8 protein-coding genes and 1 CRISPR repeat array (1 of these 9 cut by a window edge) are annotated in these 16,045 nt (G+C 51.1%); all 8 genes read right to left on the bottom strand.

Features of this window, described 5'->3' with window-relative positions; genetic code table 11:
• Positions 1–7,389: a CRISPR direct-repeat array (repeat unit 37 nt; unit sequence GTTTCAATCCCTGGAAGGGATTTGGGGGTTTTGCGAC); it reaches 1,418 nt to the left of the window's first position.
• 264 nt (positions 7,390–7,653) lie between these two features.
• The 8 genes from cas2 to cas10d all read right to left on the bottom strand — a co-directional run bounded on the left by cas2 (position 7,654) and on the right by cas10d (position 16,032).
• Entirely contained in the window at positions 7,654–7,926 is a 273-nt protein-coding gene (gene cas2, locus HNI00_RS11520; protein ID WP_297075860.1) for a CRISPR-associated endonuclease Cas2, read from the bottom strand.
• Positions 7,927–7,933: 7 nt separating this feature from the next.
• Positions 7,934–8,938, bottom strand: coding sequence for a type I-D CRISPR-associated endonuclease Cas1d (cas1d, locus tag HNI00_RS11515; RefSeq protein ID WP_316786268.1), 1,005 nt, complete (start codon positions 8,936–8,938; stop codon positions 7,934–7,936).
• Between the two features lie 142 nt (positions 8,939–9,080).
• Complete coding sequence (gene cas4, locus HNI00_RS11510; RefSeq protein WP_316786266.1) at positions 9,081–9,671, bottom strand: CRISPR-associated protein Cas4; 591 nt, start codon at positions 9,669–9,671, stop codon at positions 9,081–9,083.
• Positions 9,668–9,841: a hypothetical protein gene (locus HNI00_RS11505; RefSeq protein ID WP_297075866.1), complete on the bottom strand. Its 174-nt coding sequence runs from the start codon at positions 9,839–9,841 to the stop codon at positions 9,668–9,670. The genes cas4 and HNI00_RS11505 overlap by 4 nt, the downstream gene beginning before the upstream one ends.
• Positions 9,842–9,891: 50 nt before the next feature.
• Positions 9,892–10,734, bottom strand: a complete 843-nt coding sequence (gene cas6, locus HNI00_RS11500) for a CRISPR-associated endoribonuclease Cas6 (protein WP_297075868.1) — start codon at positions 10,732–10,734, stop codon at positions 9,892–9,894.
• Positions 10,735–10,736: 2 nt separating this feature from the next.
• On the bottom strand, positions 10,737–11,450 hold the full coding sequence (cas5d, locus tag HNI00_RS11495; RefSeq protein ID WP_316786260.1) for a type I-D CRISPR-associated protein Cas5/Csc1: 714 nt from the start codon (positions 11,448–11,450) through the stop codon (positions 10,737–10,739).
• The gene (gene cas7d / locus HNI00_RS11490) at positions 11,450–12,457 is read right to left on the bottom strand and encodes a type I-D CRISPR-associated protein Cas7/Csc2 (RefSeq protein ID WP_316786258.1); all 1,008 of its coding nucleotides are present in this window, start codon (positions 12,455–12,457) and stop codon (positions 11,450–11,452) included. The genes cas5d and cas7d overlap by 1 nt, the downstream gene beginning before the upstream one ends.
• Before the next feature lie 62 nt (positions 12,458–12,519).
• A complete protein-coding gene (gene cas10d, locus HNI00_RS11485; protein WP_316786256.1) occupies positions 12,520–16,032 on the bottom strand; it encodes a type I-D CRISPR-associated protein Cas10d/Csc3 in 3,513 nt (1,170 codons plus the stop codon).
• Positions 16,033–16,045 lie beyond the last annotated feature (13 nt).

Raw genomic sequence — 16,045 nt, 5'->3', positions numbered from 1 at the left:
AAGGGATTTGGGGGTTTTGCGACCTGCGGAGCCTTGGGGTTTGAGTTGGGGAACTGGGGTTTCAATCCCTGGAAGGGATTTGGGGGTTTTGCGACTTTGCATTCGCGGTTGCGGGTTGGGTGATGACCGGGGTTTCAATCCCTGGAAGGGATTTGGGGGTTTTGCGACGTAGAGCCGGAAGCGTGCCGTCCATCCATTCGCGCGTTTCAATCCCTGGAAGGGATTTGGGGGTTTTGCGACTCTACAGTGTTTCCATGTGGATCTAGGTATCGGTTGGGTTTCAATCCCTGGAAGGGATTTGGGGGTTTTGCGACAGTCGATTCCACCTGCGCCGCCCGGTGATCCAACGCGTTTCAATCCCTGGAAGGGATTTGGGGGTTTTGCGACATCTACAGGAAGCTAGGGCACGGACGCACGATCTGGGTTTCAATCCCTGGAAGGGATTTGGGGGTTTTGCGACAGCAGGAAACCAAGCGAGACTAGCGCCAAGGTTTTGTTTCAATCCCTGGAAGGGATTTGGGGGTTTTGCGACCTTGTTCCTCCAGTAGCTTGCGTCTCACCTGGGGGGTTTCAATCCCTGGAAGGGATTTGGGGGTTTTGCGACCTGCATTGTGAGGAACAGCCGGGATGCGGATCTATTCGATGTTTCAATCCCTGGAAGGGATTTGGGGGTTTTGCGACCGGATGTCCTCTCTGATTACACAGTTTGAGGAATTCGTTTCAATCCCTGGAAGGGATTTGGGGGTTTTGCGACCGGTGTATGCGATCGCCCCAGTATGATACTCGCTGTTTCAATCCCTGGAAGGGATTTGGGGGTTTTGCGACAAGGTGGGCAATATCGTACCCTGATCGAGTGCGAGTTTCAATCCCTGGAAGGGATTTGGGGGTTTTGCGACTACTGGGAAACTACGTATGCACTACGGAGCCGGTTTCAATCCCTGGAAGGGATTTGGGGGTTTTGCGACCAGAAATTCTCAGGGGTGGGCCGTACATCCAGGGGAATTACGTTTCAATCCCTGGAAGGGATTTGGGGGTTTTGCGACGCTAGTGAAATAGGTGGTGCTAGTCTCGGTAACTAGGTTTCAATCCCTGGAAGGGATTTGGGGGTTTTGCGACTGCTCAGCATCGACCCTACACAAGCCGCGAGCGTGTCGGTTTCAATCCCTGGAAGGGATTTGGGGGTTTTGCGACGCTAGCCTATGAGTTTCAGATCGGTGGGATGAACATGTTTCAATCCCTGGAAGGGATTTGGGGGTTTTGCGACCCTACAGCAGACTTTGTGGATGAAATTGTAATAGAAAAGTTTCAATCCCTGGAAGGGATTTGGGGGTTTTGCGACCAATTGAGAAGTTGGTGTGCCAGGCATTTATCGTAGTTTCAATCCCTGGAAGGGATTTGGGGGTTTTGCGACCCCATACAGGTAATCAAGCAACGTAGTTTCCTTCGTTTCAATCCCTGGAAGGGATTTGGGGGTTTTGCGACAATAAAGGTGTTCCACGAAGACAAAAAAGTTTGGGCGTTTCAATCCCTGGAAGGGATTTGGGGGTTTTGCGACTGGTACGTACACGGGTACTGGTCGCCAGAAAAACTGTTTCAATCCCTGGAAGGGATTTGGGGGTTTTGCGACCGGAGCCTGGCGGGTGAGGGCTATCCAGATTTCGATCAGTTTCAATCCCTGGAAGGGATTTGGGGGTTTTGCGACGCGTAGGTTTCCATCTATCTAGATTCTCTTAATAGGTTTCAATCCCTGGAAGGGATTTGGGGGTTTTGCGACTTGGCAACACCTTTGAGAATACCTATTTGCCCCCAGTTTCAATCCCTGGAAGGGATTTGGGGGTTTTGCGACCCTACAGGTAGCTCCAAGTTCAATCCTAGAGCCACCGTTTCAATCCCTGGAAGGGATTTGGGGGTTTTGCGACAATCTCAGCGTGCCGCGAACAATCGTATCAATCCTGTTTCAATCCCTGGAAGGGATTTGGGGGTTTTGCGACTTTGAGCGTCCCCCGTACACACCAGGACGAACGCTGTTTGGGTTTCAATCCCTGGAAGGGATTTGGGGGTTTTGCGACAGGGGAAATTGCCCGCAGTATGCCTCGCCCAGTTGGTTTCAATCCCTGGAAGGGATTTGGGGGTTTTGCGACCCCCGTGAAGGTGCCTCTGGAAAACAAAATAATGGTTTCAATCCCTGGAAGGGATTTGGGGGTTTTGCGACGGCAATACGGGCGAAATCCTAAACGGGTACATTAAGTTTCAATCCCTGGAAGGGATTTGGGGGTTTTGCGACCAGGGGGAGCTAGTTCTTTTATTCACTATTTAGGATTTGCGTTTCAATCCCTGGAAGGGATTTGGGGGTTTTGCGACCTTATCTTCACCTTGCGGGCTTGGGCGATCAGTTCTTTGAAAAGGGTTTCAATCCCTGGAAGGGATTTGGGGGTTTTGCGACCAATACGGGCAGTGAGAGCCGTCCCCGAATCATGCCGTTTCAATCCCTGGAAGGGATTTGGGGGTTTTGCGACATCTTACCACAGGTAAACTCCTAGCGTCAGCCCTGTTTCAATCCCTGGAAGGGATTTGGGGGTTTTGCGACAGGCTATCCAATCTAAAATCGACTCGATCCTGGGCGGTTTCAATCCCTGGAAGGGATTTGGGGGTTTTGCGACAAACTACGCCCAGATTGACGGGGTTCAGTTCCTTTTCAAAGGTTTCAATCCCTGGAAGGGATTTGGGGGTTTTGCGACAAATCCTCACCCTAGGTAAGGTAGCGGTTTAGTCGGTTTCAATCCCTGGAAGGGATTTGGGGGTTTTGCGACTTGAGCGTGCCAGTCCCGTTCGTAGAGTCTGTGCCAAAGTGGGTTTCAATCCCTGGAAGGGATTTGGGGGTTTTGCGACTTCGTCTCGGCTCCGGTCCGCTGCTTCCCGTGGTTGGTTTCAATCCCTGGAAGGGATTTGGGGGTTTTGCGACCGGATCGAAGTAGCTGGGGTTTCCTTCACTCTGGTAGTTTCAATCCCTGGAAGGGATTTGGGGGTTTTGCGACGATTTCCCGGTGATTGTCGTAATCGAACAGCGAAGTTTCAATCCCTGGAAGGGATTTGGGGGTTTTGCGACTCGCGCCCCAATAGGTCGTCGATCGCGTGGTGTGTCTCATGGTTTCAATCCCTGGAAGGGATTTGGGGGTTTTGCGACTTGGCACTCCCAGTGTGTCTAGCAAAGCCAGCATCGTTTCAATCCCTGGAAGGGATTTGGGGGTTTTGCGACGCGAGCTGCTTGCTGGGGGTCTAATACCTTCATATGTACCGTTTCAATCCCTGGAAGGGATTTGGGGGTTTTGCGACCCCTAGTGCCAGGATTTCGGAATCATCACACTCATCGTTTCAATCCCTGGAAGGGATTTGGGGGTTTTGCGACGGCTGAATGTGTACAGGGTCAGCGGGGGTGGGATCGTTTCAATCCCTGGAAGGGATTTGGGGGTTTTGCGACCCCAAGTGAAGCTGATTGGGCTAGAGGGTATGAGCGTTTCAATCCCTGGAAGGGATTTGGGGGTTTTGCGACCGGATGCGCTACCTGGAACGGGATCAGGATGCTGGTTTCAATCCCTGGAAGGGATTTGGGGGTTTTGCGACCCGGTGTAGATTGGGTGGTTTTTAGGGTGGATTTGAGGTTTCAATCCCTGGAAGGGATTTGGGGGTTTTGCGACAATCCGGGCGATCGCGGCGGACGCTCACACTCAGGAGAGTTTCAATCCCTGGAAGGGATTTGGGGGTTTTGCGACTGAGCAAGCTGCCGCCAACACTCAAAAAGGCGTAGAAAACTGTTTCAATCCCTGGAAGGGATTTGGGGGTTTTGCGACAACCCTTCGTAGGGTCTAGAATCGGACAGTGTTCGGTTTCAATCCCTGGAAGGGATTTGGGGGTTTTGCGACCTTCAGCGACACCAACGTTACGGTCAATCCCTCAACGTTTCAATCCCTGGAAGGGATTTGGGGGTTTTGCGACCAAAGGCATTTCCGTCGTTTTCCGTACCCGTCTTCACCGTTTCAATCCCTGGAAGGGATTTGGGGGTTTTGCGACTCCCTGATTTGCCATTTCATTAGTGACTGTGCGGGCGTTTCAATCCCTGGAAGGGATTTGGGGGTTTTGCGACATCCACACCAGAGCTTCAGAGCGATCGCACGGAGGGTTTCAATCCCTGGAAGGGATTTGGGGGTTTTGCGACATCGGTCTGGAAAAAGTCAAATTCACGATTGATCACATGTTTCAATCCCTGGAAGGGATTTGGGGGTTTTGCGACCCAATACGTGGATGCACTCTCTGGGCAAGCCGTATCATCGTTTCAATCCCTGGAAGGGATTTGGGGGTTTTGCGACCAGTCCATAGTCCTTAGCTATTTCTATCAGAGAAGTTTCAATCCCTGGAAGGGATTTGGGGGTTTTGCGACCATGTCCTCCCCTGTGTCGATAGGAATGCCCCTAATAAGTTTCAATCCCTGGAAGGGATTTGGGGGTTTTGCGACCCCTGGAGTTACGGGAAATGCTGTGCTTTTCTGAGGTTTCAATCCCTGGAAGGGATTTGGGGGTTTTGCGACCCCTTTGCCCGACGGGTATGACCTATACATCGTGTCCGTTTCAATCCCTGGAAGGGATTTGGGGGTTTTGCGACCCCATTCCCGTGCCAGCCACAATCCATAGGTGAGGAGTTTCAATCCCTGGAAGGGATTTGGGGGTTTTGCGACCGAAACAACCACTGAGACCCCAATGGAAACAACTGAGTTTCAATCCCTGGAAGGGATTTGGGGGTTTTGCGACTACTGCGATCGCCCAATAAAAAATACCAGAGTAGTGTTTCAATCCCTGGAAGGGATTTGGGGGTTTTGCGACCTCCAGAAGTCGCCGCTAAATCTAAGTACAGCATCAAATGTTTCAATCCCTGGAAGGGATTTGGGGGTTTTGCGACACTCCTGCCGCTAGTGTCTGGCTATGCCGCATACGGTTTCAATCCCTGGAAGGGATTTGGGGGTTTTGCGACCCTGGTGGTTCCCCCTGAGGATTGTGCCCCCTACTGGGTTTCAATCCCTGGAAGGGATTTGGGGGTTTTGCGACCAGTAAGCCTCAAACCCTTGATACGCCTGGATTCTTACTGAGTTTCAATCCCTGGAAGGGATTTGGGGGTTTTGCGACTATCTGTCCGCAGCACGCCAGTTGGGACTACCCACTGTTTCAATCCCTGGAAGGGATTTGGGGGTTTTGCGACCTCTATTACAAACTCATACCGATCCTTCACCCGTACCGTTTCAATCCCTGGAAGGGATTTGGGGGTTTTGCGACTTGCGTCCAGGGGCGATCGCCAACTTATCGCTAGCGTTTCAATCCCTGGAAGGGATTTGGGGGTTTTGCGACGCTTCGGGTATTCAAGGACGTGCCTATGTTGGTGGTTGGTTTCAATCCCTGGAAGGGATTTGGGGGTTTTGCGACTTGCCCAACCTGTGAAGGAGAAGGCGAGATCCCTAGTGGTTTCAATCCCTGGAAGGGATTTGGGGGTTTTGCGACACTCACGCCCAAAGAGCCATGGCGAAATCCACAGAGTTTCAATCCCTGGAAGGGATTTGGGGGTTTTGCGACCCAAGTGCGTCCGTGGGAGTGGCGCAAGCGCAACTGATGTAGTTTCAATCCCTGGAAGGGATTTGGGGGTTTTGCGACGCTAGCACCAGATTCTCCGGGTGATCTAGACCTCCCTTTGTTTCAATCCCTGGAAGGGATTTGGGGGTTTTGCGACTTTTGCTGGGGCTAACATATGTGATGCCCAACCCACCACGTTTCAATCCCTGGAAGGGATTTGGGGGTTTTGCGACAATGGTACCGGAGTAGGATCTAGCCAAATGAGCCTGTTTCAATCCCTGGAAGGGATTTGGGGGTTTTGCGACCATCCGCCACAAGTACGCTGCTACGTCGCTGCCCCTGTTTCAATCCCTGGAAGGGATTTGGGGGTTTTGCGACAATGCGTCGCTAGGAACTCTAGGGTCGATCTTGGCAAGGTTTCAATCCCTGGAAGGGATTTGGGGGTTTTGCGACAGATCGGCAACCCTATTGCGCGTCCAACTACACCGCGTTTCAATCCCTGGAAGGGATTTGGGGGTTTTGCGACAATTAGCCACAGTAAGCGTGTACTCTGGTGTGCCGTTTCAATCCCTGGAAGGGATTTGGGGGTTTTGCGACTGTGCGATCGCTTGGGTGGGGAAATCTTGGTAGCCGTTTCAATCCCTGGAAGGGATTTGGGGGTTTTGCGACAACACTCTTTTTCATGGGGGTTCATATGTGCCTCCGTGAGTTTCAATCCCTGGAAGGGATTTGGGGGTTTTGCGACCGGTAATCCAGATCAGGGTGATAGGCTCCAATCGGGTTTCAATCCCTGGAAGGGATTTGGGGGTTTTGCGACGGCATAATGATCGGCGATCGCCTCCAAGATCTCGCAGTTTCAATCCCTGGAAGGGATTTGGGGGTTTTGCGACTTGTTTCTCTCGTAGCGCTGGTAATCTCTGAGGGTGTTTCAATCCCTGGAAGGGATTTGGGGGTTTTGCGACCGATGTAGTTTTGTACACGTGCGGGCAGGCTGATTAGGGGACTGTTTCAATCCCTGGAAGGGATTTGGGGGTTTTGCGACGAGTTGCCTACGAGTGGATGATCCGGCTGTGCAACCAGTTTCAATCCCTGGAAGGGATTTGGGGGTTTTGCGACCTTCAGAGGGCGACTGTAGGTGTCCAGATCAGGCGTTTCAATCCCTGGAAGGGATTTGGGGGTTTTGCGACTCCAGTGACTGCTCAGCGCGATCGCACCTAAACGCTTGGCGGTTTCAATCCCTGGAAGGGATTTGGGGGTTTTGCGACCTGCTGGTCGCGGGGCTGTCCACGTCGGGGCTGTTTGTTTCAATCCCTGGAAGGGATTTGGGGGTTTTGCGACCCCGCTGAAGACTCAAAAAAAGAGCGCTTCAAAGCCGTTTCAATCCCTGGAAGGGATTTGGGGGTTTTGCGACGCGGCGCGATCGCACGGGAATGCAAACTCCTTTGGGTTTCAATCCCTGGAAGGGATTTGGGGGTTTTGCGACATCAACGATTCCGATTTCGTCACGAGGATTCGGGAAGTTTCAATCCCTGGAAGGGATTTGGGGGTTTTGCGACCCGAGATGGAGCAGGCTCTCCGGCAGCAGTTTGGCGTTTCAATCCCTGGAAGGGATTTGGGGGTTTTGCGACCTGGGCTATCGGGTCGAAACCGTCGCCACTACCCTGTTTCAATCCCTGGAAGGGATTTGGGGGTTTTGCGACGGATAGCCCCAGTCTGAATCAGTTGGCACAGGTAACCTCGGTTTCAATCCCTGGAAGGGATTTGGGGGTTTTGCGACTGCGGGACTCCGTAATCCTTAGTATATTCGATTTTCGAGGTTCAAATGCGCGAATCGATCGCGGATTTGCATATTCAGCCGATTGGATATGGCAGGTCATGTCAGACAGTCACCGCGATCGCACGTCCATCCAGCATTTGGGGGCTTGCGCGAACCGTTCTTGCAAGAGCGATCGCCCAACCAATGATAGACTGAGCGCTTGCGCCCTTTCAGAAGAGGCTGTCGCAAAATACAGCCCCCCACTCGCGCAGCTTTTACTCAATTTTAAGCAAAAAAGATAGTGTCGTCACGCACCGCCTCTCCGCCTATACGCTCGACTTTGCCATAGCAACAGGCACAGAGCGTGTAGAACCGAATGCTATCTTGCTCCGGCTTAATCAGCTTGCTCAAGCGCAATCGTAGCTTGGCGTACTGCGTTTCTGTAATGGTGCATTCAAACACGCTGAACTGCATCCACTGGCCGTAGGACTTCAAAACTTTGTGAATTTTAGTCCGGCGCTTGTCATCCGAGATGTCGTAGGAAATCACCAGATACATGGCTTTGCTATTTGATAATCAGCGGTGGATATTTGTCTGTTTGTTGCATCAAGAACTTTGCCAAAAGCCGCGCTTGGATCTCAAAACTCTCCTGATATGTGCATTTCTTATTCAAAACCGGGTGCGAAAAAGAGGACTGCTTCTTTTGTTCATAGAGCCGCAAAAACGTCCGCCGCCCCTCGTCCGACAGCGCCACTGCATGGCTAATTGGCTCAGTGGTGAAATCTTCAGGAGTCAGCGACTTGCGATTCACTGCCGACAGCACCACTGCATCCACCACCAGCGGGCGAAACTCCTCCATCAGGTCCAGCGCCAGCGACGGTCTGCCATAGCGCTGCACATGCAAGTATCCCAGGTAGGGGTCAAACCCGACAATGTTAATTGCGCTTTGCACATCATGTCGCAACAGCGCATAGCCAAAGCTAAGCAGCGCGTTTACTGGGTCTGTCGGCGGGCGGCGATTGCGGGTGCAAAAGGTAAATCCTTCCTGACGAATTAGCTGCCCAAAGTTGGCAAAATACGCTGCGCTGCCTGCCCCTTCTAGCCCGCGCAAAGAATCAATCGCATCAGTTGTGTCAATTGGGGCGATCGCCTGCTCCAGTTGCGTGATTCCTGCCTTCAAGTCAAGATGCGGATAGTCTCGCTGGGCCCGCATCAGCGTATTGCGATAGTTCTTCAACTTTCCTCGAATCACGCTCCGAGCAATCTGAACGGCCGCTTCGGTGTCTCCGGCGGCGCTCCATTGAGCAGATCGCAGCAGCACGTTCTTCGTCAGCGGTGGCTCCAAACGCCCCAAATATCGACCCGTCGCCGTCAAAAACGTCAGGGGAATCTGGCGTTCTAGCAGTTCGATCATTGCCGCCGGAGAGACCGTCGCCCGTCCTAGTACCACGATTCCGTCCACCTTGATCAGCGGCACATCCAGCAGCGTTTTCTGGTTTGCCCGCACCTTTAGTCGCTCATCGGTTTTCCCAATAAAGGCATCTTCCTGAGTAATATAAACAGTGCCCATTGTTAATCTTTCTCCTTACCTTTACCTATTACCTTTACCTAACCAAGACTGACGCACTTGCGATCAGTTTTCAGTTTTTTGAATTTTGGATGGTTTCTCGTGGGCTGCATCCGCGAGAAATCATCCAACTGCATAAGTCCTACTAATTTTTCTCCTGGTATTGATTGACCTGGGCCACTGCCCGTGGTAGGCATTGAGCATAGAGGCTACAACCCTTACAGCGAGGCGTGTATACCGCAGGCGGCATGGCTCCGGTTTCTAGCAGCGTTTTGACCTGTTCAATGGTGGCGATCGCCCGCTGTCGTAGCTCTGGCGTGAGGGCGATCGCCTGCCGCTGATGCGACTGGGCATAGTAGACATAGCCCATCGTCACAGGCCGCCCCGTCATCTCCTCCAGGCACAGCGCTTGAGCGCACACTTGCAAGGCATCATTCTCAAACTCGCCCGTGGCACTGCGCTTATACTCCACTGGATAATATTCACCCTTTTCCGCCTCGATCAAATCTGCCTTACCCACCAGCCCATAGCGCTCCGACCGCAGCCAGATCGCCCGCACTTGCCATGTCTCTTCGCGATGCCCCGCCCCCAGAGAATGGACGCGATCGTGCAGCCCCGTCCCCTCCAGCGTGTAGTGATTGTCCACAAATTCTCCCGCGCAAAACATCCGCCAGCAGCGGTGCGGGCAATAGGTATACTGATTGAGCGCCGCAATCGGCACGTCTTCAAGATTCATGACTTTTTCTTTTGAGCATTAAAGTTGACATTGATCGTCACGCCCTTTTCCAGGTATTTGCCCAGCGCTTCCCCAAGCTGCTGCTCCGTAGACTTGGGCGGTGGCGGAGATTCCTTCAGGCAAGCCAGCACAAAGCCAGCGATCATCACAGAAAGGGTGATCACGTCCATATCGGTTTTAGGTAGATGGATAAATTAACGAGATAAGAAACTTTTGGTGGCTAGGCAAGTCGCCGGGTCATGCCCATTCCCATGGGTGTTTTGCGCCCCACTCCGGCATAGAGCGCAAAGTCTGCCAGCGTGTTGAGTTGTCGAATTGTTTCTGCGTTTGCCGCTCCCATAATGCGAAACGACAGGTCCCCCACACAGCCGATGAATTTGCTCCGCGCATCTTTCACCAACTCCGTGCGAATGTCAAAATAACTGGGAAATAAATGCTCGACGATTGACTCTGGAAACGGAATGTTGCTGTATTCATTCCATCGCCTCAGCAAACTGCCAAAGACATTTTCTCGGCTGGGCAGGGCAGAATCAAACGTCCCTTGGCGAAACGCAGTCGGTGTGAAAAAGCGGAGGTGAATCTGCGGCTCCTCTGGCGATGCTGTCTCGTAGAGCTGTTGATAGGGCGCAAAGCCTGCCCAAGGCTGGGTCGATTGCGGTGTTCCCAGGATGCTGGTGATATATAAATCAGCCGCCCCCAGATGCCAGGAATGCTGCGGGTTGAGGTTCAGCCACAGCCGAGACAGGTTGCCAAAGAGCTGATCATCTAGCAGCGAAATGCGCCACCAGCAGGGCATCCCCGCCGAAATGGGGTAAGAATGCTGCCACTGGAGAAGATGTTCTGTGCGGGGGCGTTGGCGTTGCCGCTCCGAAGGAGAATCACCCCGTTGCAGCGGGCTGAGCGCAAAGGCTTTGTTGGTGGTCTGGCTATGGAGGCGATCGCCCAGCTCGCGATCCACAGAACTCACCAGCGTCAGAAATAGCGCATGGAGATGTTTCCCGGTCAGGTAGCCCGGTTGAATGGGCGATCGGGGTTGGAGGTTGAGGATGAGACTGTGCGGCATGGCTACTGACTAAATCGGTAATGCATATTTACAGGCAGCTTGAGCGGTTCACTGAGTCCCTCAAATGTGTAATATTCACCCACCATCCGCACATTACGAATCAGGCTGACGGGCGGCATATTGATAGTGTCGTAGCTCAGCACTTGGTTCGTAAACATGACATCCAGCGGATTCAGCGGATAGGGAAAAATAAATTCCTTCGCTGACTGACGCTTGGGATTTGGCAACTCGGTCACAGCGACCTCAGCTTTGCTCATCCACTTTCCTAACCGAATCCAGCGAGGAAACGTCAGAGGATTTTTAGAGAACACAAAAAACTCAAACTGACTTTCGGGTGCAATTTCTTTTGCGCGTCCAAAGCTAGGAATATTTTTCTGAGTCTTCTCCATTTCAACGTGGTAGTTGTTGTTGGCATACTTCCACGTATTGAGGACAGCCGTGTGGTAAACCGCTCTCGCCGGCGTGACATAGATTCCCTGCTGATTCAAAGGAGTAAGATGCTCCTCATACTTAGGGACTTGTTCCGAACAAAAGTAGCGGTAGGCATGTTCTTCTGCCACGGTCGTGGAATGGCGATCGCTATCCACAAAGCCCAATGCATAACACAGTCCGTAGTTGTGCAGAATTGGCTCCGTTTCATACAATCGCCCAATTTCACGGGTCGCAAAATAGAGGCTATCGTGTAACTCCAGCGTGCAGCGATAGATATGGGGCATCACTTTGCTCCTGCGGCTGTTTTCTTGCCAATATGCTTTTTGGCGTAGGCTTTCGCTTCGTCATCTGCCTGCTTCAAGATAGAGCGCAGACCCTCTTCACTCGCAGTCAACGCTTTGACCTCTGCCAGCAGTGCTTGAAAGTCTTCACCAATGAAATCGGTATGCACAATAAATTCCTCATTCATGAGAGTCTGAATTCCAGTTGTGGCAGCTTGAATCACGTCCTCCTCATCAAGCGGATCAGGCGATCTTAGAGTATTGTTAGTTTTCATCTGGTCATAAATTGCCTGCGTCCAGCGGAGATTGCTGACAATTTCGCCATCCGCAAAAACGACCCCAATCAGTTCGTTGCGGACTCGACCCGTGCGAGTCGTTTGTGCCCCATAGTGGCGAGTCCGCAGAATGTTGTTGAAGACATATAGAAAAGAAGCCTCTGTCGGATCTTTCAGCGTCACAATACTGGGAAAGAAAACTTGAGGGCGAATATGATCCTGCTGATTAATCCGACTCGTCACCTCACCGGGCTTAGATCCTTTCTCACCCTTTGAAGCCATCGTGCCATTCTCAAAAGGAGCATTCAAGGTAAAGGTTTCGTGGGATTCATCAAATGCAGTGATTGAAAATGCAGTATCCACAACTACCTTCGACTTCTCAGATCCGGAGTCCCCAATTGCAAAGCCGTAGATAATGCAGTCAGGATTATCCATGCCAAACTCAACGTTGTATTCACATTCTTCAGGCTTAACAAAGCCATAGGTGCGGAGGAGTTCGCGTCCTACCAAACGCTCTGGAGTGGACTGTTTGCGCTTAAACATGGATAGACGGCTAATGGTAGATCGATCTGCTAGTCCTGCCCGCACCCGTGCTTTATTCAGTTCTCCATCGGTCTGAAAGAGGGGATAGGATTCAGTGATGCGAATAGTCAAAAAGTGAGCGTATTTGCCCATTGGCTTGTAGGGAATATCGGCATGGAAGAATTTAGCATCGACAGATTTTAGCAAAGCCATAGTAGGGTTCCTCTTGTGTTGTAAATTTGGCTAATTCATCTCTAAACAGACTGACCAAGACCTTATTCCGGCTCTTCTTGAGGCAATTCGCCCTTTGCCTTGAGTGCCTGATTCTCCTTATCCTGCTCCAGTCGATAAAGAAATTCACAGGTATCTCGAATCAGATTGAGCTGGCGGCCTGCCAATCGAGCGCGATCGCCCGCAAACGCTTTCTCAAAGACCTCGATTACGAAGTAGCGAGCAAAATCCAAAACGGCTTGTCGCTCTTTTTCGCGATCGCTGATGATCCAGCGCCCTTCGGCAGTCGAAGCATGAACCCGATCCATTAATTTGAACACTTCGGCTGCAACAACCGTCACGAGCGCTTCATCATGAAACATACTAGTTTCAGCTTTGAGGATCGTGTCAGCGGCGATATCAATCGGCTTTAGAACCGCATTAGACTTGGGGTTGTAGCGCTTATTTGCCCGGTAAAACACTCGATAAAGCTCCGTCAGCTTCTTGGGATGATTTAGGGGTGATTCGGGTTCCAAAATCCATTCCTCCTCTTGAGATTGAGTTCGAAAGCGGTAGGTTGCATAAGGGTCAAAACAGGGATAAAAATAATGGGCATAGAGCCTGATTTTCTGGGGACTGGGAGCGTCGGTTTTCTGGCCTCGGCCCCACTTCGCCAGATAGGAAAAGACATACAGCGGGCTGGTTTCAATATCCCTTGCCAATTCTGTAAATCGACCCCAGTTCGCGTCATAGCCCCCTTTCCCTTGCTTTGCATTAACATCCATATGAATGGCATAGGCAGCAGTTAGCACGTTTAAGGGGGCTGGTCGTTTGATGCCAGTTTCGTCTGTCCAGCCGTCCAGGATGCAATCCAGTCGGAACCGATCCCGACCGACCAGAGTTCGGAAGGCATGGGGCGCACTATCAAGAAAAACACTCTCTTCAAATTCAGACCCGTCGGTGAAAGGGGGAATTGGAGATTCAGACACCACAGTTTTGACATCCAAAATCATCGGGAAAGCAAGTGCTAGCCAACTGGGCATTACCCATGATTCAGTGTCAGTGCTGTCTCGACCCGGAGGCAGCGCCATAAAGTAAAACGTTAGAGGCTTATTTTCTGGATAGGTCAGCTTGAAGGTTCTGTCGCGCTTAAAATTGGGATCATCATCAGGTAGCTGCTTGCGCTGGGCCAGATCTTCATCCATCAAAAAAGCATCAACTGTTTGATACTTTTCTCTGCCAAAGTTAGCTTCTAGCTGTTTGCTAATGAAATGGTTGCGAATGCTGGTATCGAACCGGGTTTGGGCAATGCTGCTGTAGGCTTTGTGCAAGAAAGAATTTGTTTCTGGTGTGAAGTAGTAGGTTGGGTAGAAATAGAGATAGCGGTATTTGCCGTCTTCAAACCGTTTCCCTACAGCCTGGGTTTGATTCATCAAAATCTGCCGCAGCATCATCTCAATGCCTGCAATGCTGGAAATATTGCGCTTGGCGTTAGACCCGCCTAGATGCTGTTTGTTGGTATAAACCTGAGGCGTGAACAGAACAGCGGATTCCATCTGTTCACTCACAGAATAAGGTGAGTGAGAGATAGAGCAAATCATCTGTCGCCCTCGTCCCGGTTTTTTAGCAGCATTGTAGTAGTTAAGCTCTTTTAGAAATACATCCACTTGCTCTGATATCGGAGCTTCTGAAGCCTGACTAGGCAGCATCACAACTGTGCCAACCCACTGGCGTAAATCTTCCCAACCATCAGAGATTGGGTATCGAGCAGTAATCATTTGAGTCAGGTCGGCTACATAGGTGATGACCTGGCTACAAGTTTCCCGCAGGTCTTCAATGCCCGGATTCTGCTGCAAAAATCTAGCAGCGAGAAAATACCACTCATAGGGAACGCCGCCAGTATTGCCTTTAAGCTTCAATTCTTTGAGCTTTTCATTAATTCGCTGAATTTCTCGAATTTGTGGCAGGAGCGAAGATAACCCCCAAAACTCAGCAACTTTGCAAATAATGTTTTCTGGCAAAACTGCATCATCGATTGCGGGAAGATTTGGCAGATCCTTATGTTTCTTCCGTTCTTTGGCACGTTCCTTAATTGCCGCTTCAAGCTTATTAACGCGATCGCCCCAAATTTTACGACTAATCAAGTCACCAAATTCTGCAAGCTGATCAATCCGAATATCGTCTTTGAATGTAAAGTCATAATCAGCCGAAAGAACACCTTGCTGCTGGAATGCAATCAGATTCTCACTCCGCTTGCTGGCAACCGATTCCTTATTGGGTGTGAGGATACGGAAAGTGGCATCTTGGGCAACCTGCATTAAGCCCAGATCATCAAAGAACAGAGTATAGTAATCGGCATATTTCATGCCCTTCCCATCTCGTCCAAAGCCTGTTTGCCGCAGGCGTAGCTGTCCTGCACAGAGGTCTTTGATGCTAGCGACCACCCGATTGGGTAAGGTATCAAGGCTAATCGCTGGAGCGGCTCGCTGGACAAGATAGATTACACCCGTTGGTAGGTAAAGTAGGGGCGTATAGTGTTCCTGTTCTGAGGTATTGAGGCTGATATGAGCATCCATCAGGGCATTATTGACTACGTTAGTCAATACCCCCCGATTTTCAGAAATTGCGTGATAGGTAAGCCGGAGTTGCCCATCACTCAACCCGTGAATCAACTCATAAAGTCCGGTATTTTCGGCATCTTGGGGGTGCTTGATGACAGACGCAAGGCGATCAGCAAGGCACGTCAGGTCAGCAAGACAGCGGAGCGTGCGATCGCCCAGCGCAGGGTTTAATCCACTATCAGAAAGATTAAGATTCGTGTCGTTTCGGCGCTGCGCGTTGTATGCCAAAAACAGTAAGTCATCGAGGTACTGCTCCCACTGTTCCGGCTGATCCGAGCAGATAAAACGGTCTAATTTCAGCGCCTCGACCAACACGGTAATAATTTTACGGTGTGCTGCAATCGGCTGTTTACGAATATCCTGTTCCGGGTCGCGCCGAATGGTTTTATAGTCTTCCGGCATTCCGGGAACCAGGTCGTAATCGAACTTCTCAAAGTCATGCAGAATGAAGCCCGACACCAAAAGACGGCGTTCTCGTTCTTTTACCTGGCGGCTGACGGTTGTGTCTAGCCGTTGCAGCCTGCGTTCAATCAGGTTTGCCGGAAATAGACCATTTAGCAGGTGTGTATTTAAAGATTGATCAGCGGCATTATCCCGCCGAATCGGCTCTTTCCCTTTAGCAATGCGCTTAGGGTTCACCACCCGATCGAGATATTCAGCAAAAAACTTGCCGCCTTTAGCCGTGACCCCGATTGTATATTTCAGCAGATTGGGCAGAACAATCGCCGCAAAATCCCGCATCACTGCATCATCCGGATTTTGAGCCTGGATCGCCTCTCGCAAAAGCTTGAGCGTGAGTAATTCTCGCGCGGCAGGTTCAACCGAGCGATCGCTCGGTTGATCAAACCCAAAGTCGTCCTCTAGCCAGGATTCGTCTAAATTATGAAATACGTCTTCATCCTCTGGATTTAGCAGAGATAGCTGCTCTTCATCATTCATCTGTGGAGGATTTTCCATCCCAACTCTCCCA

It is taken from the genome of Thermoleptolyngbya oregonensis NK1-22 (genome assembly GCF_032705245.1).
Taxonomy (GTDB): domain Bacteria; phylum Cyanobacteriota; class Cyanobacteriia; order Elainellales; family Elainellaceae; genus Thermoleptolyngbya; species Thermoleptolyngbya sichuanensis.
Note: the sequence above shows the minus strand (reverse complement) of the source record. Positions and strands in the feature narration are given on the sequence as shown.